The sequence below is a fragment of the Bradyrhizobium sp. AZCC 1588 genome (genome assembly GCF_036924735.1).
GTDB lineage: Bacteria > Pseudomonadota > Alphaproteobacteria > Rhizobiales > Xanthobacteraceae > Bradyrhizobium.
Window position 1 is genome coordinate 308,144 of sequence record NZ_JAZHSC010000001.1, and the last position, 23,379, is coordinate 331,522.

General features: G+C 62.7%; 37 protein-coding genes. 8 read left to right on the forward strand and 29 right to left on the reverse strand.

Annotated elements, in window-relative coordinates; all coding sequences use genetic code 11:
- Positions 1-2: 2 nt before the first annotated feature.
- Genes V1277_RS01395 through V1277_RS01410 form a run of 4 tightly spaced genes read left to right on the forward strand, consistent with a single transcriptional unit; the run spans position 3 to position 1,833 of the window.
- A complete protein-coding gene (locus V1277_RS01395; RefSeq protein ID WP_334414738.1) occupies positions 3-464 on the forward strand; it encodes a hypothetical protein in 462 nt (153 codons plus the stop codon).
- Positions 461-1,141 carry a winged helix-turn-helix transcriptional regulator gene (locus tag V1277_RS01400; protein ID WP_334414739.1) on the forward strand — a complete coding sequence of 227 codons (681 nt, stop codon included), beginning with the start codon at positions 461-463 and terminating at the stop codon, positions 1,139-1,141. The genes V1277_RS01395 and V1277_RS01400 overlap by 4 nt, the downstream gene beginning before the upstream one ends.
- A gap of 12 nt (positions 1,142-1,153) precedes the next feature.
- Complete coding sequence (locus tag V1277_RS01405) at positions 1,154-1,549, forward strand: TfoX/Sxy family protein (protein WP_334414740.1); 396 nt, start codon at positions 1,154-1,156, stop codon at positions 1,547-1,549.
- Positions 1,546-1,833, forward strand: a complete 288-nt coding sequence (locus V1277_RS01410) for a hypothetical protein (protein ID WP_334414741.1) — start codon at positions 1,546-1,548, stop codon at positions 1,831-1,833. Before V1277_RS01405 ends, V1277_RS01410 begins: the two co-directional genes overlap by 4 nt.
- Positions 1,834-1,851: 18 nt before the next feature.
- On the opposite strand, the gene V1277_RS01415 is transcribed toward V1277_RS01410, so the two are convergent.
- The 4 genes from V1277_RS01415 to V1277_RS01430 form a co-directional block, all read right to left on the reverse strand.
- Positions 1,852-2,466 (reverse strand): tetratricopeptide repeat protein, encoded by a 615-nt coding sequence (locus V1277_RS01415; RefSeq protein WP_334414742.1) that lies wholly within the window; start codon positions 2,464-2,466, stop codon positions 1,852-1,854.
- 95 nt (positions 2,467-2,561) lie between these two features.
- Positions 2,562-3,899 carry a replication-associated recombination protein A gene (locus V1277_RS01420; protein ID WP_334414743.1) on the reverse strand — a complete coding sequence of 446 codons (1,338 nt, stop codon included), beginning with the start codon at positions 3,897-3,899 and terminating at the stop codon, positions 2,562-2,564.
- A complete protein-coding gene (locus tag V1277_RS01425) occupies positions 3,896-5,293 on the reverse strand; it encodes a DegQ family serine endoprotease (protein ID WP_334414744.1) in 1,398 nt (465 codons plus the stop codon). The genes V1277_RS01420 and V1277_RS01425 overlap by 4 nt, the downstream gene beginning before the upstream one ends.
- Before the next feature lie 82 nt (positions 5,294-5,375).
- Positions 5,376-5,753, reverse strand: a complete 378-nt coding sequence (locus tag V1277_RS01430) for a winged helix-turn-helix transcriptional regulator (RefSeq protein ID WP_334414745.1) — start codon at positions 5,751-5,753, stop codon at positions 5,376-5,378.
- 129 nt (positions 5,754-5,882) lie between these two features.
- On the opposite strand from V1277_RS01430, the gene V1277_RS01435 reads away from it, so the two are divergent.
- The 4 genes from V1277_RS01435 to V1277_RS01450 all read left to right on the forward strand — a co-directional run bounded on the left by V1277_RS01435 (position 5,883) and on the right by V1277_RS01450 (position 10,069).
- Complete coding sequence (locus V1277_RS01435) at positions 5,883-6,896, forward strand: zinc-binding alcohol dehydrogenase family protein (protein WP_334414746.1); 1,014 nt, start codon at positions 5,883-5,885, stop codon at positions 6,894-6,896.
- 128 nt (positions 6,897-7,024) lie between these two features.
- Positions 7,025-8,002: a Bug family tripartite tricarboxylate transporter substrate binding protein gene (locus V1277_RS01440; RefSeq protein ID WP_334374605.1), complete on the forward strand. Its 978-nt coding sequence runs from the start codon at positions 7,025-7,027 to the stop codon at positions 8,000-8,002.
- 7 nt (positions 8,003-8,009) lie between these two features.
- Positions 8,010-9,503 (forward strand): amidase, encoded by a 1,494-nt coding sequence (locus V1277_RS01445; RefSeq protein WP_334414747.1) that lies wholly within the window; start codon positions 8,010-8,012, stop codon positions 9,501-9,503.
- Between the two features lie 191 nt (positions 9,504-9,694).
- Positions 9,695-10,069: a hypothetical protein gene (locus V1277_RS01450; RefSeq protein WP_334414748.1), complete on the forward strand. Its 375-nt coding sequence runs from the start codon at positions 9,695-9,697 to the stop codon at positions 10,067-10,069.
- Between the two features lie 66 nt (positions 10,070-10,135).
- Here the strand turns inward: V1277_RS01450 and V1277_RS01455 are convergent, their stop codons facing one another.
- The 25 genes from V1277_RS01455 to rpsS form a co-directional block, all read right to left on the reverse strand.
- Positions 10,136-10,486: a DUF1236 domain-containing protein gene (locus V1277_RS01455; RefSeq protein ID WP_334414749.1), complete on the reverse strand. Its 351-nt coding sequence runs from the start codon at positions 10,484-10,486 to the stop codon at positions 10,136-10,138.
- A gap of 96 nt (positions 10,487-10,582) precedes the next feature.
- Entirely contained in the window at positions 10,583-10,882 is a 300-nt protein-coding gene (locus V1277_RS01460) for a DUF1330 domain-containing protein (protein ID WP_334374601.1), read from the reverse strand.
- Positions 10,883-10,910: 28 nt separating this feature from the next.
- Entirely contained in the window at positions 10,911-11,369 is a 459-nt protein-coding gene (gene greA / locus V1277_RS01465; protein WP_334414750.1) for a transcription elongation factor GreA, read from the reverse strand.
- A gap of 124 nt (positions 11,370-11,493) precedes the next feature.
- Complete coding sequence (rplQ, locus tag V1277_RS01470; RefSeq protein WP_028349036.1) at positions 11,494-11,910, reverse strand: 50S ribosomal protein L17; 417 nt, start codon at positions 11,908-11,910, stop codon at positions 11,494-11,496.
- 148 nt (positions 11,911-12,058) lie between these two features.
- Complete coding sequence (locus tag V1277_RS01475) at positions 12,059-13,099, reverse strand: DNA-directed RNA polymerase subunit alpha (RefSeq protein WP_176722005.1); 1,041 nt, start codon at positions 13,097-13,099, stop codon at positions 12,059-12,061.
- Positions 13,100-13,209: 110 nt separating this feature from the next.
- Entirely contained in the window at positions 13,210-13,599 is a 390-nt protein-coding gene (gene rpsK, locus V1277_RS01480; protein ID WP_006021048.1) for a 30S ribosomal protein S11, read from the reverse strand.
- Positions 13,600-13,730: 131 nt separating this feature from the next.
- Complete coding sequence (rpsM, locus tag V1277_RS01485) at positions 13,731-14,099, reverse strand: 30S ribosomal protein S13 (RefSeq protein WP_028349038.1); 369 nt, start codon at positions 14,097-14,099, stop codon at positions 13,731-13,733.
- Positions 14,100-14,282: 183 nt separating this feature from the next.
- Positions 14,283-15,143, reverse strand: a complete 861-nt coding sequence (locus V1277_RS01490) for an adenylate kinase (RefSeq protein WP_334414751.1) — start codon at positions 15,141-15,143, stop codon at positions 14,283-14,285.
- A gap of 71 nt (positions 15,144-15,214) precedes the next feature.
- A complete protein-coding gene (gene secY, locus V1277_RS01495; RefSeq protein ID WP_213286284.1) occupies positions 15,215-16,546 on the reverse strand; it encodes a preprotein translocase subunit SecY in 1,332 nt (443 codons plus the stop codon).
- A gap of 135 nt (positions 16,547-16,681) precedes the next feature.
- Positions 16,682-17,167 carry a 50S ribosomal protein L15 gene (gene rplO / locus V1277_RS01500; protein ID WP_057843590.1) on the reverse strand — a complete coding sequence of 162 codons (486 nt, stop codon included), beginning with the start codon at positions 17,165-17,167 and terminating at the stop codon, positions 16,682-16,684.
- 16 nt (positions 17,168-17,183) lie between these two features.
- Positions 17,184-17,378 (reverse strand): 50S ribosomal protein L30, encoded by a 195-nt coding sequence (gene rpmD / locus V1277_RS01505; protein ID WP_028349042.1) that lies wholly within the window; start codon positions 17,376-17,378, stop codon positions 17,184-17,186.
- A gap of 37 nt (positions 17,379-17,415) precedes the next feature.
- Positions 17,416-17,991 carry a 30S ribosomal protein S5 gene (rpsE, locus tag V1277_RS01510; protein ID WP_028349043.1) on the reverse strand — a complete coding sequence of 192 codons (576 nt, stop codon included), beginning with the start codon at positions 17,989-17,991 and terminating at the stop codon, positions 17,416-17,418.
- 62 nt (positions 17,992-18,053) lie between these two features.
- Positions 18,054-18,413, reverse strand: coding sequence for a 50S ribosomal protein L18 (gene rplR, locus V1277_RS01515; protein WP_065728824.1), 360 nt, complete (start codon positions 18,411-18,413; stop codon positions 18,054-18,056).
- Between the two features lie 11 nt (positions 18,414-18,424).
- Positions 18,425-18,958: a 50S ribosomal protein L6 gene (gene rplF, locus V1277_RS01520; protein ID WP_028349045.1), complete on the reverse strand. Its 534-nt coding sequence runs from the start codon at positions 18,956-18,958 to the stop codon at positions 18,425-18,427.
- A 16-nt stretch (positions 18,959-18,974) separates the two neighbouring features.
- Positions 18,975-19,373: a 30S ribosomal protein S8 gene (gene rpsH / locus V1277_RS01525; protein ID WP_028349046.1), complete on the reverse strand. Its 399-nt coding sequence runs from the start codon at positions 19,371-19,373 to the stop codon at positions 18,975-18,977.
- A 14-nt stretch (positions 19,374-19,387) separates the two neighbouring features.
- The gene (gene rpsN, locus V1277_RS01530) at positions 19,388-19,693 is read right to left on the reverse strand and encodes a 30S ribosomal protein S14 (RefSeq protein WP_028349047.1); all 306 of its coding nucleotides are present in this window, start codon (positions 19,691-19,693) and stop codon (positions 19,388-19,390) included.
- 43 nt (positions 19,694-19,736) lie between these two features.
- Complete coding sequence (gene rplE / locus V1277_RS01535) at positions 19,737-20,294, reverse strand: 50S ribosomal protein L5 (protein WP_057843585.1); 558 nt, start codon at positions 20,292-20,294, stop codon at positions 19,737-19,739.
- Entirely contained in the window at positions 20,287-20,601 is a 315-nt protein-coding gene (gene rplX / locus V1277_RS01540) for a 50S ribosomal protein L24 (protein WP_334374597.1), read from the reverse strand. The genes rplE and rplX overlap by 8 nt, the downstream gene beginning before the upstream one ends.
- Complete coding sequence (gene rplN / locus V1277_RS01545; protein WP_011473865.1) at positions 20,601-20,969, reverse strand: 50S ribosomal protein L14; 369 nt, start codon at positions 20,967-20,969, stop codon at positions 20,601-20,603. Before rplN ends, rplX begins: the two co-directional genes overlap by 1 nt.
- Before the next feature lie 84 nt (positions 20,970-21,053).
- Positions 21,054-21,302, reverse strand: a complete 249-nt coding sequence (rpsQ, locus tag V1277_RS01550) for a 30S ribosomal protein S17 (protein WP_028349050.1) — start codon at positions 21,300-21,302, stop codon at positions 21,054-21,056.
- Between the two features lie 11 nt (positions 21,303-21,313).
- Positions 21,314-21,520 carry a 50S ribosomal protein L29 gene (gene rpmC / locus V1277_RS01555; RefSeq protein ID WP_028349051.1) on the reverse strand — a complete coding sequence of 69 codons (207 nt, stop codon included), beginning with the start codon at positions 21,518-21,520 and terminating at the stop codon, positions 21,314-21,316.
- 5 nt (positions 21,521-21,525) lie between these two features.
- Positions 21,526-21,939, reverse strand: coding sequence for a 50S ribosomal protein L16 (gene rplP, locus V1277_RS01560; protein WP_057843582.1), 414 nt, complete (start codon positions 21,937-21,939; stop codon positions 21,526-21,528).
- A 30-nt stretch (positions 21,940-21,969) separates the two neighbouring features.
- Entirely contained in the window at positions 21,970-22,674 is a 705-nt protein-coding gene (gene rpsC, locus V1277_RS01565; RefSeq protein ID WP_334414752.1) for a 30S ribosomal protein S3, read from the reverse strand.
- A gap of 19 nt (positions 22,675-22,693) precedes the next feature.
- Complete coding sequence (gene rplV, locus V1277_RS01570; RefSeq protein ID WP_028349054.1) at positions 22,694-23,080, reverse strand: 50S ribosomal protein L22; 387 nt, start codon at positions 23,078-23,080, stop codon at positions 22,694-22,696.
- 10 nt (positions 23,081-23,090) lie between these two features.
- Positions 23,091-23,369: a 30S ribosomal protein S19 gene (gene rpsS, locus V1277_RS01575; protein WP_025588653.1), complete on the reverse strand. Its 279-nt coding sequence runs from the start codon at positions 23,367-23,369 to the stop codon at positions 23,091-23,093.
- Positions 23,370-23,379 lie beyond the last annotated feature (10 nt).

Below are 23,379 nucleotides of genomic sequence, written 5' to 3' on the forward strand. Positions count from 1 at the left end.
CGATGCCAGCAGCATCTTATGTTGCCCGTCCAACCGGCGCCCGCGGCTTTTGGCTTGGCTTTGCCGCCTACCTGCTTCCATCGTTTCCGATCGCCTATGTCTGGCACCTCGTCCTGTTCGAGCAGAAGTACCACGCGCTCCAGATCTATCGAGACGAGCCGGTGATCGCGTTCGGACTGGGTTCGATGATCATCCAGGGCGCGATCTTCTCGTGGTTGTTCCCGCGCGTATTTGCACAACGCAGCGGCTCGTTTCTGAAGGACGGGCTCTTGTACGGACTTGGCGCTGGCCTGCTGTCGTGGTCGTTCACCACGCTGGCGGTGGCAGCCAAGCATGTGATGGTTTCCGTGCCGGATTACGTGCTGCTCGAAACCGCGTTCACGATCCTGCAATTCGCAGTCGTGGGGCCGTTGATCGCCCTCGCCTACCGACATGATGCGGAGGAAACAACCTCGACGGCATGAGCAAGCTTCACTATCCGCAATTCTGCGCACTCGCCCGCGCGGCGGAGATCATCGGCGAGCGCTGGACTCTCCTGATCATCCGCGAGCTTCTTCTTGGGCCGAAGCGATTTGGCGATCTCCTGGATCATCTTGACGGCATGAGCCCCACCTTGCTGACAACGCGCCTCACCGCCCTGATCGAGTGCAACGTCGTACGGCGGACCGCCTTGCCGCCGCCGGCCAATGCGCAGGTATATGAATTGACCGAGATCGGCCGGGAAGTTCAGCCCGCGATCCGGGAATTGATCCGCTGGGGCGGCCGCTTCCTGTTCCCACCGGTGCCCGGCGACACGTTCGAGCCGGATTGGGTGCTGCTTGGCCTCGACGCCATTGCAAAGCGTTCACCCGTGCCGGAGATCAGGATCGGCCTTACGGTCACCCATGGCAAGAAATCGGCGGGCTTCACGGTCGCGGGCGGCGGCTTCGGGACGGCTATTGAGAGGGGCATCACCGACTGCAGGGGAACGCTGGAAGCTCCGTTCGACGCGGTGCTCCAGATTGTCGGGACGAGCGTGTCCCTTCAGGACGCGATCGATGCGAAGCGCGCCAGCGTGAGCGGCTCGATGGCGCTCGTCCGCAAGCTTCCCCTTCTGTTCGACCTTGCGGAACGCCGGCGCATAACGCCCGCTGCAAACTGACGGGAGGGGCCGGTGGCCTGGACGAAATCACCGCAGTCGCTGATCGACCTGTTCGACCAGTCGGTTCCGCCAGGCGCAAATATCTCCCGCCGCAAGATGTTCGGCTACCCGGCGGCCTTTGCCAACGGAAATCTGTTTATCGGGCTACACCAGAACGATTTCGTCATGCGGCTCTCGGAGAAAGATCGCGCCCGTTTCAGCGCCGAATTTGGCGACCGGATTTTCGAGCCCATGAAGGGTCGGCCGATGCGCGAATATGTGCGATTGCCCGAGGAGTTACTGGCCGACGCGGACAAGCGCGCATTATGGATCGATCTTTCGCTGCAGTATGCCGAGGCAATCGCGCCGAAGGCAACATCTCCAAAGAAAAAGCAATTGCCCCGATCTGTGAAAAGGAGTCGAGCATGAAGAAGTTCGTTCTGTTGCATTACGGATTTGAAAAGCCCACTCCGGAAATCATGGCTGCCTGGGGCAAATGGTTCGAGGCAACCAAGCCGCATACCGTGGACATGGGCGGTTTCGGCAGTGGTCGCGAAATCTCGAAAGGCGGAACGAAGGACCTTCCGCTCGGACCCGACTCCATCACCGGCTTCACAATCGTCAACGGGGCAACGCTCGACGACGCCGAGAAGATCGCGCAAGGCAACCCCTTCATTTCGAGCATTCGAGTCTACGAAGTAAGGTCGGGCTGACGCGGAAGATCACCGGCGCTATTTACACTGCGCGGCGTTTCTCACGGCGGTCAGGTCGGCCCCGGAATTGTTGGACGGACGCTTCTTGGCGGCTTCCTCCACCGCTGCGCAGGCGGCCGCGTCACCGTTCTGGAAGCGCGCGATGGCGAGATTGGTCCAGGCGTCGCCGAAATCCGGCGCATCCTTGACCGCCTGCTCCAGCACGGGCTGCGCGTCGCGCGGGCGCTTCGCGATCAGCAACATGCGGCCATAGTCGGCCCTGAGCGCCTTCACCGGATTGGGTTGTTTGAGCGCGATCCTGAACAGCTCATCGGCGGCATCGAGATCATTGAAGCGAAATTGCGCGACCACCGCGAGGCCGTGATAGACGGCGCTCTGCTCCGGTGAAATGAGAAACGCCTGGTTAAACCGCAACGCGGCCTCACGTATCTTGCCGGTATTTACGGCCCTCCAACCACGCAGGGTTATTTCATCAAAGGCTTTTTCGCGAGAGCCTGTCGCCCCGATGATGGCGCTTACAAATTTCTCATCCGCGGTCTTATCCTCCGAATTCTTGACTGCAAATCCGAAAAACGGCTGCTCGTTGGTCGGCGCTGTATAGCTTCGCTTCGTCACCTGCACGCCCGGCGCCACCTCGACGCTGTCAGCCGCGGCGGCAACCGGCGACGCCAGCATCACCATACATGCGACGGCCCGAATAGCCTGCCTCAGATAATTCTCGAAACTGTTCATTCGCGCTTGTCCCGTTCCTTACGCAGCTTGGCCCAGTAATCCAGCCGCTTGCGAATCTCGCGCTCGAAGCCGCGATCGGGCGGATCGTAGAAGGTCTGCCGCCCCAGCGCTTCCGGAAAGTAGTCCTGTCCGGAGAAGGCGTCCGGCGCGTCGTGATCGTATTCGTAGCCGGAGCCATAGCCTTCCGACTTCATCAGTTTTGTCGGCGAATTGAGAATGTGTTTTGGCGGCAGCAGCGAGCCGCCTTCCTTCGCCGTGCGCGTCGCCGCGCCGAAGGCCTTGTAGGCGGCGTTCGATTTCGGCGCGGTGGCGAGGTAGATCACGGCCTGCGCGATCGCGAGTTCGCCCTCGGGAGACCCAAGAAAATCGAACGCGTCCTTGGCAGCATTGCAGATCACCAGCGCCTGCGGATCGGCAAGGCCGATATCCTCCACCGCCATGCGCACGACGCGCCGCGCCAGGAACAGCGGGTCCTCGCCGGCGTCCAGCATGCGCGCGAGGTAATACAGCGCGGCGTCGGGATCGGAGCCACGCACCGACTTATGCAGGGCCGAGATCAGGTTGTAATGGCCATCGGCCGACTTGTCGTAGATCGGCGCGCGGCGCTGCAGGATCTCCTGCAACTGCGCAGCATTGAAAATTTCGTCCCTGCGCGCGGCGCGCCAGACCTCTTCGACCAATGTCAGCGCGGCACGGCCGTCGCCGTCGGCCATCCGCACCAGCACGGCGCGCGCCTCGGCATCGAGCGGCAATTTTCGTCCCTCGACCCTCTCGGCATGCGCAAAGAGCTTTTCGATCGCGGCAGCATCGAGCGAATGAAACACCAGCACGCGCGCACGCGACAGCAGCGCCGCGTTGAGCTCGAATGACGGGTTTTCCGTGGTGGCGCCAACCAGCACCACGGTGCCGTCTTCCATGACAGGCAGAAACGAATCCTGCTGGGCGCGGTTGAAACGGTGCACCTCGTCGACGAACAACAACGTGCCCTTGCCCATCTCGCGCCGGGCGCGCGCGGCGTCGAAAACCTTTTTCAAGTCGGCGACGCCGGAAAACACCGCCGAAATCTGCTCGAAATGCAGTTCGGTGGCATCCGCCAACAGCCGCGCCACCGTGGTCTTGCCGGTGCCGGGCGGCCCCCAGAACACCAGCGAGCCCAGCGTGCGCGTCTCCAGCATCCGCGTCAGCGCGCCATCGGGGCCGAGAATGTGATCCTGGCCGACGACATCGGCCAGCGAGCGCGGGCGCAGCCGGTCGGGAAGCGGACGCGGCGCATCCTCCTCCATCCCTGCCGCGGCAAAGAGATTGGTCGCCTCGCGGGGTTTCTTCGGGCTCATCCGCCGAGCGTCACGTTGATCTGCTGGCCGCCGCGCACCACGACGATGCGCCAGAGCCTGGATGAAGTTTTCGAAGCTTTGTCGAGGTCGCTGGTCTTGCCGATCTTCTGATTGTTGACCGCAAGGATGATGTCGCCTTTCTGGAATCCGACGCTTGCCGCAGTACCGCCGTCGGCGAGATCGATCACCACGACGCCCTCGGCCTGGGAATCCAGATGCAGCTCGTCGGCAACCGCCGGCGAAATGTTGGCGACCTTGGCGCCCTGGAACGGCGAGCGCGCGGTGAGCACGATTTCATCGCGGTTGGTGTCGGGGGCGGTCTCCAGCGGCACCGTGACCTTGACGGTCTTTCCGCCACGCTGCACGTCGATCTGTGCGGCGCCGCCGAGTTGCCTTGTGGCGAAGCGGTAGTCGAACGCGTTGGGTTCGTCGATTGGCTGCCCTTCGATGGCGACGATCAGATCGGACGGCTTCAGACCGGCGCGCGCGGCCGGACTGTTTGGTGCGACATTGGCGACCAGAGCGCCGTTCGGCAGTTTCAGCCCCAGCGTCTCGGCGATTTCAGGTGTCACCGCCTGCAGTTTCGCACCCAGCCACGGCCGCTTGACGGCCTTGCCGCCGCTCTTGGCGGAGGCCACGACCACACGCACCATGTTTGTGGGGATCGCAAAGCCGATGCCCTGCGAGCCGCCGGAGCGCGAGAAGATCGCAGTGTTGATGCCGACCAGCTTGCCGGTCATATCGACCAGCGCGCCGCCGGAATTGCCGGGATTGATCGCGGCATCGGTCTGGATGAAGAACTGGTAATCGGTGACGCCGACCTTGGTGCGGGCCAGCGCCGAGACGATGCCATGGGTCACGGTCTGACCGACGCCAAAGGGATTGCCTATCGCGAGCACGACGTCGCCGACCAGCAATTCATCGGAATTGGCAAAGTCCAGCGTCGCAAATTTCTCTCGTCCGTCCTTCACGCGCAGCACGGCCAGATCCGTGCGACTGTCCTTCAGCACGATCTCGGCCTCGAACTCGCGCTTGTCGGCGAGCGAAATCTTGACCTGATCGGCGCCCTCGATGACGTGGTTGTTGGTGACCACGAGCCCCGAAGCATCGACCATCACGCCCGATCCCAGCGAGCGCTGCATCTGTTCGGGCTGCATTCCAGGCACGCCGAAGAAGCGGCGGAAGATCGGGTCATCCAGCAGCGGATTACGATTCTGCACCGTCTTGGCGGCATAGACGTTCACCACCGCCGGCTGCGCGCGCTGCACGATCGGCGCGTACGACAGCCGCAGTTCGGCGCCCGAGGTTGGCACGCGGCGGTCCTGCGCCGGCGCCGGCGTTGCAACGACTGCGGAAACCAGCAGCAAGGCGAAAGAGCGGATCGTCAACGTCATGCAAGAATCCCAAAATTGATGGCCTCAGATATAGATGCGAGGCAGTAGCGAGAGAAGATAAGGCGGTACACAATACTGCCGGTCAGGCCGCGCGATCGGGCACTTTCGCGGTGTCGGAGGCCGGCGCACAGGATAGCCTTTCCTGATGGCCCTCGCCCCATGCCCTGAGCGTCTCGATCACCGGCCGCAGGCTCTCGCCGATCTCCGACAGCGTGTATTCGACCCGCGGCGGCACCTCGGCGTAGACCTTGCGGATCACGAGCTGGTCGTCCTCGAGCGCGCGAAGCTGCTTGGTCAGCATGCGCTGGGTAATCCCCGGCATCCGCCGCCGCAACTCCCCAAAACGCTGGGTGCCGGCCTGCAGGTGAAACAGGATCACGCCTTTCCACTTGCCGTCGATTAGATCGAGCGTCGCTTCAACCGCGCAGCCCGGCCGACGGGCAAAATTCCGCCGTTTCATGAGCTTTTCCTGGAGTTTCCCCAATAGTATCCAAACAGGGACTAGTTCCCCAAATTTACAGTACTTGCCAAGCGGATGCCAGAGCGACAGTTAGGCAATCAATCTGTCAAACGCGGAGGAGGCACGGACATGAAGGCCGTCGGATACAAAAAATCGCTCCCCATCGAAGATGCAAATGCGCTGATTGATTTTGAGGCCGCCAAGCCGGAACCGACGGGCCGCGACATCCGCGTCGCCGTCAAGGCGATCTCGGCCAATCCGGTCGATTACAAGGTCCGCAAGCGCGCCGCCCCGCCCGAGGGCGAGACAAAAATCCTAGGCTACGACGCTGCCGGCATTGTCGATGCCGTCGGCCCGGACGTCACCCTGTTCAAGGCAGGTGACGAAGTGTTTTACGCCGGCTCGATCCTGCGCCAGGGCACGAATGCGGAATTTCACCTGGTCGACGAGCGGATCGTCGGCAAGAAGCCGAAATCGCTGTCGTTCGCGCAGGCCGCGGCGCTGCCGCTGACTTCGATCACCGCCTGGGAATTGCTGTTCGACCGGCTCGGCGCCGTACCGGGCAAGAGCCTCGATCCGCGCACGTTGCTGATCATCGGCGGCGCCGGCGGCGTCGGCTCGATCCTGATCCAGCTTGCGCGCCGCCTCACCGGATTGACGGTGGTCGCTACCGCCACGCGTCCGGAGTCGCAGAAATGGTGCCGCGATCTCGGCGCGCATGCCGTGATCGATCATTCCAAGCCGATGAAGGAGCAGATCGAAAAGTTGAAGGCGCCGCCGGTCGCGCTGGTCGCGAGCCTCACCTTCACCGACCAGCACTACAAGGCGATCGCCGATTTCATGGCGCCACAAGGTAAGTTCGGCCTGATCGACGATCCCCCGGAATTCACCGTCTCTGCCTTCAAGGGCAAGGCGGTCTCGATCCATTGGGAATCGATGTTCACGCGCTCGTCATTCCAGACGGCTGACATGATCGCCCAGCATCACCTCCTGAACGATGTGTCCGACCTCCTCGACAAGGGCGTGCTGCGCACCACGCTCGACCAGACCTTTGGCACCATCAATGCGGCCAATCTGAAGCGCGCGCACGCGCTCCTGGAGAGCGGCAAGTCGCGCGGCAAGATCGTGCTGGAGGGGTGGTAGCGGCCCAACAACGGGGTTGATCTGGAGGTCGATTCAAGGGAGCCTGTTCCATCGATCCGGGATGGCTGTCGCCGAAAAACCCCGGCGCGAATTGCCGGGGAACACGGAAGACAGGAGACCTGTTCGACATGATACGAATGTTTCTGGCGGCCGCGCTGGCGTCGTCCTGCGTGGTGGGTTGCGCGTCGATCGCAACGGCGCAAGGCAGTTACCCCGAAAAATCGCTGCAGTTGATTGTGCCCTATCCGGCGGGCGGAGCTGGCGACGTCGTCGGGCGCATCATTGCCGGCGAGCTCGAGACGCGTCTGGGCAAGCCCGTGATCGTGCTCAATCGCCCCGGCGGCGGCACGACGATCGCCGCCAAAGAGGTCGCCAACGCGGCACCCGACGGTTACACCCTACTCACCAGTTCGAATTCGACCTTCACCCTGCAGCACGCCGTGAAGGAGAACGTGCCGTACGATAGCGGCAGGGATTTCGAGCCGATCGCCCAGACCGGTACGCTGACCATGGTGCTGGTCACGCATCGCGACAGCCCGATCAAGGACGTTGCCGCGCTTGTCGCGGCAGCGAAGGCCAATCCGGACAAGCTGTCGCTGGCGTCCTTCGGCGTAGCCACCATTTCGCATTTCGCCGGCGAACTGTTCAAGTCGAGCGCCGGCATCAAGATGCTGCACCTGCCCTACAAGGGCAGCGCGCCGGCGATGAACGACCTGATAGGCAAGCACATAGAGTACCACGTGGACACCGTGATCGCGATCAGGCCGCAGCTCGAAGCCGGCACGGTTCGCCCGCTGGCAGTGTTTTCCGCCAAGCGCTCGCAGTTCCTTCCCGACGTTCCGACTCTCGCCGAACTCGGTTATCCCAACATCGACCTCGTCTCCTGGGGTACCGTGGTCGCGCCCAAGGGAATCCCTCCGGCCATACGCGACCGGCTGGCCTCGGTGCTGGAAGAGGCAATAGCAAGTCCTTCGGTGATCGAGCGCTTTAAGAAGGTCGGGTACGAACCCGGCTTCAAGCGCTATCCGGACTGGCCGGGATTCATCGCCAAGGAAACCGCCGAGATGAAGGAACTGGCCCGCAAGGGCGGGATCAAGGAAGAGTAACCCTGATATGACCGAGCCGTGCGATCTGCCCGCGGTAACGGCCCGGGCGCTGATCGGCGAGCGCAAGCTTTCGCCGGTCGAACTCATGGACAGTTGCATCCGCCGCATCGAGGAAATCGATCCAGCGGTCAATGCGATCATCGCTCGCTCGTTCGAGGCGGCGCGCCCGGCGGCGCGGGAAAGCGAGGCTGCCGTAATGCGCCGCGATGCGCTCGGGCCGCTGCATGGGCTTCCGCTCGGCGTCAAGGATCTGATCGACGCCAAGGGGCTGGCGACGAGTTTTGGCAGCGTGCTGTTCGCGGACAATATCGCGGCCGAGGATGAGGCGATCGTCGCAATGCTCAAGCGCGCCGGCGCCATCGTCATCGGCAAGACCAACGTCCCCGAATGGGGCGCGGGCGGCAACACCCGCAATGCGCTTCATGGCGCCACCGGCAATCCCTTCGATCCCGAGCGCTCCGCCGCCGGCTCGTCCGGCGGATCGGCGGTAGCGCTTGCAACCGGCATGGTGCCGCTGGCGACCGGTTCGGACACCGGCGGGTCGGTCAGGAACCCCGCCGCCTTTTGCGGTGTCGTCGGCTTCCGCCCCTCCCCCGGGCTGATCGCCAGCAACAGCCGCAATATGGCCTGGCTGCAGATCTCGCAACTCGGGCCGATGGCGAGAAACGTATCGGACGCGTGCCTGATGCTTTCCTGCATGCTGGATCGCGACGCGCGCGATCCGTTGTCGGCCATCCTTCACGCCGGCGGAACGCCCGTGCGCGAGGCCTATCGCGATCCGCCACGGACCGATCTCGCCAGCTTGCGCATCGCGGCAACCTGCGATTTCGGGTTTGCGCCGACGGAACGCGTCATCGCCGAGACGTTCAAAACGAAGCTCGCGACATTCGGATCGGCATTCCGCCGCGTCGCATGGACCCATCCGGATTGCAGCCATGCCGACGAGGTGTTCCGGATCTTGCGCGCCGTCGCATTTCTCGGCCGGCACCGAGAGCTTGCGGAGAAATATCCGGACAAAGTGGGTCCCAATATTCGCGACAACGTGGCCGAGGGGCTCGGCTATTCTGCCCTCGATGTGGCACGCGCGCTTTCGCTGCAGACCGCGCTTTATCGGAGCTGGCAGACATTTTTCGGCGAGCACGATTTTATCATCGCGCCGACAGTCACGATCAGCCCACGGCCCTGGTCCGAGCTTTACCCGGCCGCCATCGACGGCACACCGACGAAAAGCTATTTCCACTGGCTGGCGCTGGCCTATGCCGTGACCAATGCCGGACACCCGGCGGTGGCGATACCGGCCGGCCGCGACGGCGCTGGATTGCCGTTCGGCATCCAGATCATCGGCCCGCGAGGCGGCGACGTCGCGACGCTTTCAGTGGCCCGCGAGATCGAAGCGCTGCTTGAGGCCAATCCGGAGACGGCCCGTCCCGTCCCCGACCTCGTCTGGCTGCGCCGACAGCCTCCGATGTCCTCCCGGCCCGGTTTTCTGGATTTCGATTGATCCGCTCCATTCGAAGCCGTCGCCTGAACATTCGTTCATCAAAGTTAAATCTGACGCCAGAGCGGTCTGAAAGCCGGCACTTGGGCAACGAACTTCACTCGAATGTGTTTAGCGAGTGTCTGTTTTGCGAAAGAGCGAACTTCGCTCGAATGTAAAGTATTGGGCGTCTGAATTACGGAAAGGAGTGGTCCATGAGGAAAGCACCTTTGGTATTGGCCGTTGCGGCAACCCTGGGCTTGGGTGCGGTAACGGCACCGTCGCCGGCGGAGGCCCACTGGCGCGGAGGAGGATTTTTCCCGGCCGTGGCTGGCGGACTGATCGCGGGCGCGGTGATTGGCGGACTGGCCTCGAACGCCTACGCCTATGGTCCGGGCTACGGATATTATGGCGGCTACCCGCGCTATTACGGCGGTTATGCGCCGGCTTACTATGGCGGATATTACGACGAGCCTTATTATCCCGTCGTTCGCTATCGCCGCGTGGTTCGCCCGGCATTCGCCTACTATGGCGGTCCGCGATTCTATGGTCCGCGGTTTTACCATCGCCGCCACTGGCATCATTGGTAATGCATAAGAGTCGAAAGGGCCGCCAACGTGGCGGCCCTTTTTGATGACAATGCATCAGTCGATTGTTCAGTCGACTTCATGCACCACGGTGCGGGTAGCGGGATCGACCAGCATCACGCGGTTGTTCGAATAGACGTAGCGATACTTCGTCACTGACGGGCCCCAATCCGAAGGCACTACCTCGAGTTCGACCTCGGTCGGCACCTTGGCGCCCACCACGATCCTTTCCCGTGTTTCCACCGGACGGATCTTGTGCTCGGTCACGTAGCTCTTGATCTTCGTGCGATATTCCGGCTCGATCCGAATCGTCGCACCCGCAGTTCCGGTCGTCGTGTCGGGAGTGATGACCGTGGTTTGAGCATTGGCCATGGTCGCAACCAGCGACGCTGCCGCCGCCAAAATAAGCAGCTTCTTCATCGGGTCCTCCTCAAGCCGCATCAGCGCGGCATCAGGAAAAACGGTTTCTGAGCGCCCTTGTTCCGCCTGAACGACCGCTTCCACGTCGTTGCTGGCCTACACCGGCGCGACGCCCTCGACGAAAACCAGACGGCGATCCAGCGCGGTCTGCCGCACTCTCAACGCCTCGGCATATTCCGGCGAGGCGTACCATTCGCGCAAACGCTCCATCGTCGGAAATTCAACGACGATGATGGTTTTCGGCGGTGGGCCACCTTCGATCAAGCCTGCAGAGCCGCCGCGGATCAAATAGCGGCCGCCATAATGCGCGATCGCTTTCGCGGCGATCGTTCGATAGACCTCGAACCCCGCCGGATCGCGCACGCCATCGACTTCGGAAATAGCGTAGGCTGACATCCTTCACCTCGCGCACGGTGTTTGCGCATCACCGGATTTCGACGATCTCCGCTTCGCCTCCGGCGATCGCGACGACATCGCCGACACCCTTGCCGAACAGCACGCGCGCCAGCGGCGAGCCGTGCGAGATCGTGCCGTGTGCGGGCTCGGCCTCGTCTTCGCCGACGATCCGGAACGTCTGTCGCCGGTCGTCCTCGCGCACGATGGTGACGGTGTGACCGAAGCGCACGACAGAATTATCTGATGGCTCGGGGGCCACCCTTGCCGTGGCGCGGCGAGCATTCCAATAGCGGAAGTCACGGCGAGCGCTGGCCAGCGCCGCGCGATCGCCAGCGGATTGCGCCGCAGCCTGGGCCGCCTCGGCTGCGACCAATGCTTCCTCGATCCGGCTGAGACCTTCAGCCGTCACGTCATTCGGAAGATCGGAGATTGGCCGGTCAGGCAGACCTTCGACGTCTTCGGTATCCTTGACGAACGCCCTACTCATGCATGTCAAACGTTTGGCGGCCCGAGACGTTCCTGTGAAGTCACGCGCCGGCCGCGATCGCGGGCGCGCCAATAAAAAAAGCGGCGCTTTTGGCGCCGCTTTTGAAAACTGCGATTTGGAAGAATTACGCCGCTTCGGCGGACTTCTCCTCCACCGGACCAGAATCCTGGCCCTTGGCGTCGACGTCGCGGTCGACGAATTCGATCACGGCCATCGGGGCGTTGTCGCCGTAGCGGAAACCGGCCTTGATGATGCGGGTATAGCCGCCCTGGCGGTCCTTGTAGCGAGGCGCCAGCGTGTCGAACAGCTTCTTGACCTGATCGACGTCGCGCATTTCGGAGATCGCCTGGCGGCGCATGGCCAGCCCACCCTTCTTGCCGAGCGTAACGAGCTTCTCGACGATCGGGCGCAGTTCCTTGGCCTTCGGCAGCGTGGTGACGATCTGCTCGTGCTTGATCAGCGCGGCGCACATGTTGGCGAACATCGCGCGGCGATGCTCGGCGGTGCGGTTGAGCTTACGATGAACCTTGCCGTGACGCATTGATGTATTCCTTGATTTGTCTTCGTCGCGACGGTTCGTCGGACTTGTGCTCAGGTGGGCTGCCTGCGTTCGCCCCAGTGTGGCGAGTAGCGAATGGCAAGTAGCGAATAGTTTCTCCCCTATTCGCTATTCGCCACTCCCTATTCGCTCAGTAGTGATCCTCGAAGCGCTTGGCGAGCTCGTCGATGTTCTCCGGCGGCCAGCCCGGCACTTCCATGCCGAGATGCAGACCCATCTGGGCCAGCACTTCCTTGATCTCGTTCAGCGACTTGCGGCCGAAGTTCGGGGTGCGGAGCATTTCCGCTTCCGACTTCTGCACGAGGTCGCCGATATAGACGATGTTGTCGTTCTTCAGGCAGTTTGCCGAACGCACCGACAGCTCGAGCTCGTCGACCTTCTTGAGGAACGCCGGGTTGAAGGCGAGATCGGGGATGATCTCCTGCGCGACTTCCTTGCGCGGCTCTTCGAAGTTCACGAACACGTTGAGCTGATCCTGCAGGATGCGCGCGGCATAGGCCACCGCGTCCTCCGGCGAGATCGCGCCGTTGGTCTCGATCGTCATGGTCAGCTTGTCGTAGTCGAGGATCTGGCCCTCGCGGGTGTTCTCGACCTTGTAGGAGACCTTGCGCACGGGAGAGAACAGGCTGTCGACCGGGATCAGGCCGATCGGCGCATCCTCGGGCCGGTTGCGCTCGGCGGCGACGTAGCCCTTGCCGGCGGCGACCGTGAACTCCATGCGGATTTCAGCGCCCTCGTCCAACGTGCAGATCTGCAGTTCGGGATTGAGCACCACGATGTCGCCGACGGTCTGGATGTCACCGGCGGTGACGACGCCCGGACCCGACTTCTTCACGACCATGCGCTTGGGGCCTTCGCCCTGCATCTTGATCGAGATGTCCTTGATGTTCAGCACGATGTCGGTGACGTCCTCGCGAACGCCCGCGATCGAGGAGAACTCGTGCAGCACGCCGTCGATGTGCACCGACTGCACGGCAGCGCCCTGCAGCGACGACAACAGGATGCGGCGCAGCGCGTTACCGAGCGTCTGGCCGAAACCGCGCTCGAGCGGCTCGGCGACGACGGTCGCAAACCGGGTCGCATCGCCGCCCGGCGTTACCTGCAGCTTGTTCGGTCGAATAAGTTCTTGCCAATTTTTCTGGATCGTCACTTTGTCACCCCTTCGGGTCAATAGACCGGCCAGTCGATCTGCCTTCAGATCACTGGCGTTGGAGATCGCGGATCAGTCCGCGGAAAATTCCAAAAGCAATCGCGAGCGGCACAACCGCCCGCGACCAGATATCAAACACGCCGGCGCTTGCGCGGACGGCAACCATTGTGCGGGATCGTGGTCACGTCGCGGATCGACGTGACGGTGAAGCCCGCGGCCTGCAGCGCGCGAAGCGCCGATTCGCGGCCCGAACCGGGGCCGGCAACTTCCACTTCCAGCGTGCGCATGCCGTGTTCCTGCGCCTTCTTGGAAACGTCTTCGGCCGCGACCTGCGCGGCATAGGGGGTCGACTTGCGCGAGCCCTTGAAGCCCATCGTGCCGGCCGAGGACCAGGCAATGGTGTTGCCCTGCGCGTCGGTGATGGTGATGGTCGTGTTGTTAAAGGACGAATTCACGTGCGCGATGCCGGAGGCGATGTTCTTGCGTTCGCGACGGCGGACGCGGGTGGCTTCCTTGCCCATTACCTTAAAACCTTCCTGTGATCTCAAACGCCGCCGTACTGCCAGCGGCTACACCGTTAAGGGCGAATGGTGAGTGGCGAATAGCGAATAGGATCTACCCTACTCGCCATTCGCCATTCGCTACTCGCCAATTACTTTTTCTTGCCGGCGATCGACTTGGCCGGGCCCTTGCGCGTGCGCGCATTGGTGTGGGTGCGTTGACCGCGCACCGGAAGGCCGCGGCGATGACGCAGGCCGCGATAGCAGCCGAGGTCCATCAGACGCTTGATGTTGATGCCGGTCTCGCGGCGAAGGTCGCCTTCGACGAGATAGTCACGGTCGATGACTTCGCGGATCTGCAGGACTTCCTGGTCGCTCAACTGGCTGACGCGACGATCAGCCGGGATCTTGACCTTCTCCATGATCTCGGACGCGTTCTTCTGGCCGATGCCATGGATGTACTGGAGCGCGATCAGAACGCGCTTGTTGGTCGGGATATTCACGCCGGCAATACGGGCCACGGACTTCTCTCCTGTCGCCGATCCCTCATGGATCGGGCTATGTTCTTGCTAACTCGGGCAGGTGTCCGCAAACGCGAACACGACGCCCTCCCCTCATCTCTTTTGGGGCCCGGCATCGTCAAAAACTATCCGACTTGGATGCGGGGCTTATTAAAGGATTCAACTCGGTTTCGTCAACCGCCTCTATCGCTTAGCTCGCTTTTTCGTGACCTTTTTGGCAGCCTTGCGGACGGTCTTTTGGGCGCTTGCGCCCCCTCGCCCTCTGGCCGCCGAAACGGCCTTCCGAGCAGCCTTCTTGTTGCCAGCCGTTTTGGTTCCCCTGGAGGCCGATTTGGCGGCCTTACGCGCCGTTTTGACGGCCTTCTTGGCGGTTTTGGCAGCCTTTTTGGCTGCTGGCCTGGCGGTCTTCCGTGCGGCTGCCTTGGCCTTCCGGGCCGGCGCCACCTTGGGTTCCAGCGCGCCGACAGCGGAGAGGATCCGGTTAACCTCCCGGGTTACCTGCTCGATGCTCATCATCCCGTCGACGGTCGCGAGCTTCCGCCGCTCGGAGTAGTAGTGAATCAGCGGCTCGGTCTGCGACCGATAGGCAGCGAGCCGTTTGGTCAGCACTTCCGGCGTGTCGTCAACACGCACCTCCTCGCCGCGCGCCAGCATCTCGGCGACGCGGGTTTCGACGCGCTGTAGCAGCGCGCTCTCATTGACGCGCAGTTCGACCACCGCGTCGAGCCTGAGATGCTTTTTCTTCAAGAGCTCATCCAGCGCCTCAGCCTGCGGCACCGTGCGCGGGAACCCATCGAGGACGAAGCCTTTGGCCGCGTCCGGTTGATCGATCCTGTCAGAAATGATTCCGACTACGACGTCATCAGGCACAAGCTGGCCGTTTGCCATGAGGTCCTTGGCCTTCAACCCGACCGGCGTCTCGGCGGCCACAGCCGCGCGCAGCATCTCGCCGGTCGAGAGCTGCACGATCCCATAGCGCTGCACCAACCGCTGTGCCTGGGTACCCTTCCCCGACCCCGGCGGTCCCAAAAGGATCAATCTCATGACTACTCGCCCCCCGGCTTGGTGAGCGAAACACCGCACACCTTGTATTGAATTTCAGAGCGCTCCGCTGATCAGCGACGGCGGCCCCTCAGCTTGGATTTCCGGATCAGCCCCTCATACTGATGGGCCAACAGATAACCCTGCACCTGCGCCACCGTATCCATGGTCACGCTGACGACGATGAGAAGCGAGGTTCCGCCGAAATAGAACGGCACCGAGGCGTAGGAAATCAGGATTTCGGGAATCAGACACACGATCGCCAGATAGATCGCGCCCAGCACGGTCACGCGCGACAGCACGTAGTCGATGTATTCGGCGGTGCGTTCGCCCGGACGAATGCCGGGTATGAAGCCGCCGTGCTTCTTCAGATTGTCTGCGGTCTCGGTCGGGTTGAACACGATCGCGGTGTAGAAGAACGCGAAGAACACGATCAGGCCCAGATAGAGGATCAGGAACAGCGGACGGCCGTGGCTGAGCTGGGTGTTGAGCCATTGGAACCATTCCGGGCCCTGGCCCGCGTTGAAGTTTGCAACCGTCGCCGGCAGCAGCAACAGCGACGAGGCGAAGATCGGCGGGATCACGCCCGAGGTGTTGAGCTTGAGCGGCAGATGCGAGGACTGGCCCTCGAACATCTTGTTGCCGACCTGCCGCTTCGGATACTGGATCAAAAGCCTGCGCTGCGCGCGCTCCATGAACACGATGAAGGCGATCACGACGACCGCCATCACGATCACGAGCAGAATCAGGCCAGTCGACAGCGCGCCCTGGCGCCCCAGTTCCAGCATGTTGGCGAGAGCAGACGGCAGCTCGGCAACGATGCCGGCCAGGATGATCAGCGAAATACCGTTGCCGATGCCGCGCGAGGTGATCTGCTCGCCGAGCCACATCAGGAACATGGTGCCGCCGGTAAGCGTGACCGTGGTGGAAATCAGGAAGAACATCCCGGGTTCGCTGACGACGTTGCCGGCGCCCTGGAGGCCGACGGCGATGCCGTAGGCCTGGAACGTGGCCAGAATCACCGTGAGGTAGCGGGTATACTGGTTCAGCGTCTTGCGGCCCGCCTCGCCTTCCTTCTTCAAGGCTTCGAGCTTGGGCGAGACCGTCGTCAGGAGCTGGATGATGATCGATGCCGAGATGTACGGCATGATGTTCAGCGCGAAGATCGCCATGCGGTTGATGCCGCCGCCGGCGAACATGTTGAACATGCCGAGAATGCCGCCGGCCTGCGACTTGAACACCTGCTCCCAGGCCGCGGGATCGATGCCGGGCAGCGGGATATAGGTACCGAGCCGATAAACAAGCAGCGCACCCAGCGTAAACCAGATGCGCTTCTTCAGTTCGTCGGCTTTGGCCAAAGCGCCGAAATTGAGGTTTGCCGCAAGTTGTTCTGCTGCTGAGACCATGTTCAGGCTTTCTCCCGCCGCCTCCCAGGCCGACGCCCCTTCGCGGGCAATCGGCAGACGCCGGACATTATTTGGTGCGCGGCTTCGATAAGTCCACTGGTCTATGCCCGCGATCGGACGGGCATGACGCAGATGTTACGCCGCCTCGCCTTCCTTCTTGGCCGGGGCCAGGATCTTCACCGTGCCGCCGGCCTTCTCGACCGCCGCAACCGCCGACTTCGAGGCGCCGTGCACCTCGATCGCGAGCTTGGACTTGAGTTCGCCGCGGCCGAGTAGCCGCAGGCCGTCCTTGGCACGGCGGATCACGCCAGCCTTGACCAACGATTCGACCGTCACGGTTTCCTTGGTGTCGACCAGCTTGGCGTCGATCGCCTCCTGCAGCCGGTCGAGATTGATCTCGGCAAAGTCGAGCCGGAAGATGTTGTTGAAGCCGCGCTTCGGCAGGCGGCGATGCAGCGGCATCTGGCCGCCCTCGAAGCCCTTGATGCGCACGCCCGAACGCGCGGTCTGGCCCTTGCCGCCGCGGCCCGAAGTCTTGCCCTTGCCGGAACCGATGCCACGGCCGACGCGCATGCGCTTTTTGCGCGAGCCGGCGTTGTCGGCGATATCGCTGAGCTTCATCGCCCTGTCTCCTTGCTTACTTCTCGCCGACGATGCGGACGAGATGTTGAACCTTGCTGATCATGCCGCGAACTTCAGGGGTGTCCTGCAGCTCGGCAACCCGGCCGATCTTGTTGAGCTTGAGGCCGATCAGCGTCGAACGCTGCGAGTGGTGGCGGCGGATCGCGCTGCCGGTCTGCTCGACCTTGATCGTCTTTGCGGCCTTGGCCATCGTCTTAACTCCAAAGAGCGCTTGAAATTCGCGCCGGTTATTCAGCCACCACTTCGGCGTCGCCGCCGACGCGGCGCGATTGCAGCGTGGACACCTTGATGTTGCGGCGTGCCGCAACCGAACGCGGCGAATCCTGATGCTTCAGCGCGTCGAAGGTCGCGCGAACCATGTTGTAGGGATTCGACGAGCCGATCGACTTCGCCACCACGTCCTGGATGCCGAGCGTCTCGAACACCGCGCGCATCGGGCCGCCGGCGATGATGCCGGTACCGGCCGGAGCGGCGCGCAGGTAGACGCGGCCGGCGCCGTGACGGCCAGCGATGTCGTGATGCAGCGTGCGGCCTTCGCGCAGCGCCACGCGGGTCAGATTGCGCTTGGCCGACTCGGTCGCCTTGCGGATCGCCTCGGGCACTTCGCGCGCCTTGCCGTGGCCGAAACCGACCCGGCCCTTCTGGTCGCCGATTACGACCAGCGCCGCGAAGCCGAAGCGCTTGCCGCCCTTGACGACCTTCGCCACGCGATTGATGTGGACGAGCTTGTCGACGAACTCGCTGTCGCGCTCCTCGCGATCCCTGCTCCGTTCGCGTCCGCCGCGTTCGCGTTCACCTGCCATGGTGTTTTCCAATCTTTAGGGGAAGAAAGCCCCTGTCCTCGTAATTATCCAAAACCGTTTCGTTAGAAGCTCAGTCCGCTTTCGCGGGCGGCGTCCGCGAGCGCCTTGACGCGCCCGTGGTAGAGATAGCTGCCGCGATCGAACACCACTTCCTTGACGCCGTTCTTCACGGCGCGTTCCGCCAGCAGCTTGCCGACGGCCTTGGCCGCATCGATGTTGGCGCCGGTGTTGCCGGCCTCGCGCATGGTCTTTTCCAGCGACGAGGCGGAAGCCAGCGTCTCGCCCTTCAGGTCGTCGATGACCTGGGCGTAGATGTGCTTCGACGAACGGAACACCGACAGACGCGGGCGTCCATTGGCGGACCGGCGCAGCGAGTTGCGCACTCGCTGCTTGCGCCGGGCATTCGTGACCTTGAGTGACATGACCGGCTCCGTTACTTCTTCTTGCCTTCCTTGCGGAAGATGAATTCGTTGGCGTACTTCACGCCCTTGCCCTTGTAGGGCTCCGGCGGACGGTAGGCGCGGATCTCGGCGGCGACCTGACCGACGCGCTGGGAATCGGTGCCCGAAATCGTGATCTCGGTCGGCTTCGGCACCGCGATGGTGATGCCTTCCGGGATCGCATAGACCACGTCGTGGCTGTAGCCGAGCGCGAGCTGCAGGTTCTTGCCCTGCATCGCGGCGCGGTAACCGACGCCGGTGATCTCGAGCTTCTTCTCAAAACCCTTGGTGACGCCCTCGACCAGGTTCGCCACCTGCGCGCGCGCGGTGCCATACATGGCCTGCGCACGGTTGGTCTTGAACTTCGGCGCGACCTTGACCTCGCCCTTCTCGAACTTCACCTCGACGTCGTCATGCACGACGAACTGAAGCTGGCCCTTCGGCCCCTTCACCTTGACGGTCTGTCCCTCGACGGTCGCCGTCACACCGGACGGGATCGCCACAGGCCGTTTGCCAACACGTGACATGGCTAAAAATCCTTCCTCAGAACACCGTGAAGAGAACTTCACCGCCCACATTCGCGTCGCGCGCGGCGTGGTCGGCCATGATTCCCTTCGGCGTCGACAACACCGAAATGCCGAGACCGTTGTTCACGCGCGGCAGGTTCTTCACCGAGGCGTAAACCCGGCGGCCCGGCTTCGAGACCCGCTCGATCTCGCGAATGACGGGCTCGCCGTCGAAATACTTCAACTCGATCTCGAGTTCGCTGCGGCCCGAGGCATGCTCCACGCTGGCATAGCCGCGGATGTAGCCCTCGGCCTTCAGCACTTCGAGCACGCTGGCGCGCATTTTCGAGCCCGGGGTCGAGACCTTGGACTTCGAACGCATCTGCGCGTTGCGGATGCGGGTGATGAGATCGGAGATCGGATCGTGCGTTGACATCGTGACGACCCTCCTTACCAGCTCGACTTCACGAGCCCGGGAACCAGGCCCTTGGAGCCGAGTTCACGCAGCGCGATGCGGGAAAGCTTGTTCTTGCGGTAGTTCGAGCGCGGGCGGCCGGTCAGTTCGCAGCGGTTGCGAATCCGCGTGGTCGACGAGTTGCGCGGCATCTGGGCGAGCTTCAGCGTCGCCGCAAACCGCTCTTCCATCGGCTTGGTCTTGTCGGCGATGATCGCCTTCAGCTTCGCACGCTGCGGGGCGGCGTTCTTGGCCATCCGCTTGCGCCGGTTGTTCTTCTCGATCGAACTCTTCTTTGCCATGCTTGGCTCCTGGGTTTCCGCGTTTGAGAGGCTTAGCTGCGTCTCACTGCCGGAACGGGAAATTGAATGCGGTCAACAAGGCGCGCGCCTCGTCGTCGGTCTTCGCCGTGGTGCAGACCGTGATGTCCATGCCGCGGGCTTCCGAAACCTTGTCGAAATCGATTTCGGGGAAAATGATGTGCTCCTTGAGGCCGAGCGAGTAGTTGCCGCGGCCGTCGAAGCTCTTCGGATTGAGGCCACGGAAGTCGCGCACGCGCGGCAACGCCACGTTCACCAGGCGATCGATGAACTCGTACATCCTGGCCTTACGCAGCGTGACCTTGCAGCCGATCGGCTGGTTCTCGCGCAGCTTGAAGGTCGCGATCGCGATCCGCGAATAGGTCACGATCGCCTTCTGGCCGGCGATCTGCGTCAGTTCGCCAGCCGCGGTCTCGGCCTTTTTGCGGTCGTTGACGGCATCGCCGACGCCCATGTTGAGCACGACCTTGTCCAGCCGCGGCACCTGCATGACGTTGGCATAGCCGAACTGTTCGGTCAGCTTGCCGCGAATGCTCTTGTCATACTCCGCGCGCAGGCGCGGCACGTAAGCGGTATCAGCCATCGATCTCTGCTCCCGAGCTCTTGGCAACGCGTACCTTCTTGCCATCGGCCTGAATCTTGAACCCTATGCGGGTCGGCTTTCCGTCCTTGCCGACATAGGCGAGGTTGGACAGGTGGATCGGCGACTCCTTGGAGATGATGCCGCCTTCCTGGTTCTGGGTCTGCTTCTGGTGACGCTTCACCATGTTGACGCCGCGCACCAACGCCTTGTTCTCGGCGGGGCGGACCTCGAATACTTCGCCGGTGCGACCCTTGTCGCGACCGGTCATCACCATGACCTTGTCACCTTTCCGGATCTTGGCAGCCATCACAGCACCTCCGGCGCAAGCGAAATGATTTTCATGTGGTTCTTGGCGCGAAGCTCGCGCGGCACCGGCCCGAAGATACGGGTGCCGACCGGCTCCGACTGGTTGTTGATCAAGACGGCGGCGTTGCGGTCGAAGCGGATGACCGAGCCGTCGGCGCGGCGGATGTCCTTGCGGACCCGCACCACGACGGCCTTCATCACGTCGCCCTTCTTCACCTTGCCGCGCGGAATCGCTTCCTTGATCGACACGACGATAACGTCGCCCACGGTGGCATAGCGGCGCTTGGAGCCCCCCAGCACCTTGATGCACATGACACGGCGTGCGCCTGAATTGTCGGCCACGTCGAGGTTGGTCTGCATCTGAATCATTGATGCACCTCGTCCTCTTTCTGATGCGCTCGAATTAGCGCCTAAAATTTTCCCGATTACTCATCCGGCCAGGCCGAACGAATCTCAGGCGGTTTTCTTCTGTTCGCCCCGGACCACGGTCCAGCGCTTCAACTTCGAGATCGGCTTGCTTTCCTCGATCCACACCATGTCGCCCGGCTTGAACTCGCCGTTCTCGTCGTGCGCGTGGTAGTTCTTGGAGCGGCGGATCGTCTTCTTGTAGATCGGATGGGTGAAGCGGCGATCGACGCGCACCACCACCGTCTTGGCTTGCTTGTCGCTCACGACCACGCCCTGAAGGGTACGTTTCGGCATAATACGGCCTCTTACTTCTTCTTCGCGCGAACCTGCGCGGCGATGGTCTTGATGCGGGCGATATCGCGGCGGGCTTCGCGCAGCCGCGAGGTGTTTTCCAACTGCCCGGTGGCGCGCTGGAAACGCAGGTTGAAGCGTTCCTTCTTCAGATTGAGGACGGCATCCTCCCTCTGGTCGTCGCTCATCGCGCGGATGTCTTCAACTTTCATCGGGGCCATGAGTGTTACTCCGCAATGCGCGCGACGAAGCGCGTCTTGATCGGCAGCTTGGCGGCGGCGAGCGTGAGCGCTTCCTTCGCGGTCTGCACGTTGACGCCGTCGATCTCGAAAATCACCCGGCCGGGCTTGACCCGCGCCACCCACAATTCCGGCGTGCCCTTGCCGGAGCCCATGCGGACTTCGGCGGGCTTCTTCGACACCGGTACGTCCGGGAACACGCGGATCCAGACGCGGCCGGCGCGCTTCATGTGGCGGGTCAGCGCGCGGCGCGCGGCTTCGATCTGGCGGGCAGTGACGCGCTCGGGCGCCATCGCCTTCAGGCCGAACTGGCCGAACGACAACGTCGCACCCGAAGTCGCAACGCCGTGGATACGGCCCTTATGCGCCTTCCGGAACTTCGTTTTCTTTGGTTGCATCATGGCTTTGAGCCCTCAAACCTTCCTAATGTCTCACGCTGCGGCGGTGTCGCGGCGCGGACGCGCGGTATCGCTTTCGGCCATCTTCTTGTCCTGGGCCATCGGATCGTGCTCGAGGATCTCGCCCTTGAAGATCCAGACCTTGACGCCGCAGGTGCCGAATGTGGTGAACGCCGTCGCCACGCCGTAATCGACGTCGGCGCGCAGCGTGTGCAGCGGCACGCGGCCCTCGCGATACCACTCCATGCGCGCGATTTCGGCGCCGCCGAGACGACCCGAGCAGTTGATGCGGATGCCTTCGGCACCAAGACGCATCGCCGATTGCACCGCCCGCTTCATGGCGCGGCGGAAAGCGACGCGGCGCTCGAGCTGCTGCGCAATCGATTCGGCAACCAGCGTGGCATCGAGTTCGGGCTTGCGGATTTCGACGATGTTGATGACGACGTCGGAAGCCGTGATGTCGGCAACCCGCTTGCGCAGCTTGTCGATGTCGGCGCCCTTCTTGCCGATCACGACGCCCGGACGCGCCGAGTGGATCGTCACGCGGCACTTCTTGTGCGGACGCTCGATCACGATGCGGGCGACAGCCGCCTGCTTGAGCTCCTTGTGCAGGATCTCGCGGATCTTGACGTCTTCATGCAACAGCTTGCCGTATTCGCTCTTGCCGGCGAACCAACGCGAATCCCACGTGCGGTTGATGCCGAGACGCAGTCCGATTGGATTGATCTTTTGACCCATCGTTTTCTCCCGCGCCGCTTTAAGCGCTTGCCTCGGCCTCGACCTGACGAACCACGATGGTCAGGTGCGAGAACGGTTTATAGATACGGCCCGAACGGCCACGGCCGCGGGGCGAAAAACGCTTCATGACGATGCCGTTGCCGACATGGGCCTCGGCGACGACGAGATCGTCGACCTCGAGGTCATGGTTGTTCTCGGCGTTCGCGATCGCCGATTCCAGGCACTTCTTGACGTCGACCGCGATCCGCTTGCGCGAGAACTGCAGGTCGGCGAGCGCAGCAGACGCCTTCCGGCCGCGGATCAACTGCGCGACAAGATTGAGCTTCTGCGGGCTGACGCGCAGCATCCGGGCGACTGCCTTGGCCTCGTTGTCCGCGAGGCTACGTTCGCGCTTTGGTTTGCTCATCGTCTATTCCTCAAGCCTTCTTGGCTTTCTTGTCGCCAGAGTGGCCATGGAAGGTACGGGTCGGCGAGAACTCGCCAAACTTGTGACCCACCATTTCCTCGTTGACCGAGACCGGCACGTGCTTCTGGCCGTTGTAGACGCCGAACACCAGGCCGACGAACTGCGGCAGGATGGTCGAGCGGCGGCTCCAGATCTTGATGACGTCGTGACGGCCGGACGCGCGCGCAGCATCTGCCTTCTTGAGCAGAGAGGCTTCGACGAACGGGCCTTTCCAGACTGAACGAACCATGTCCGGCGTT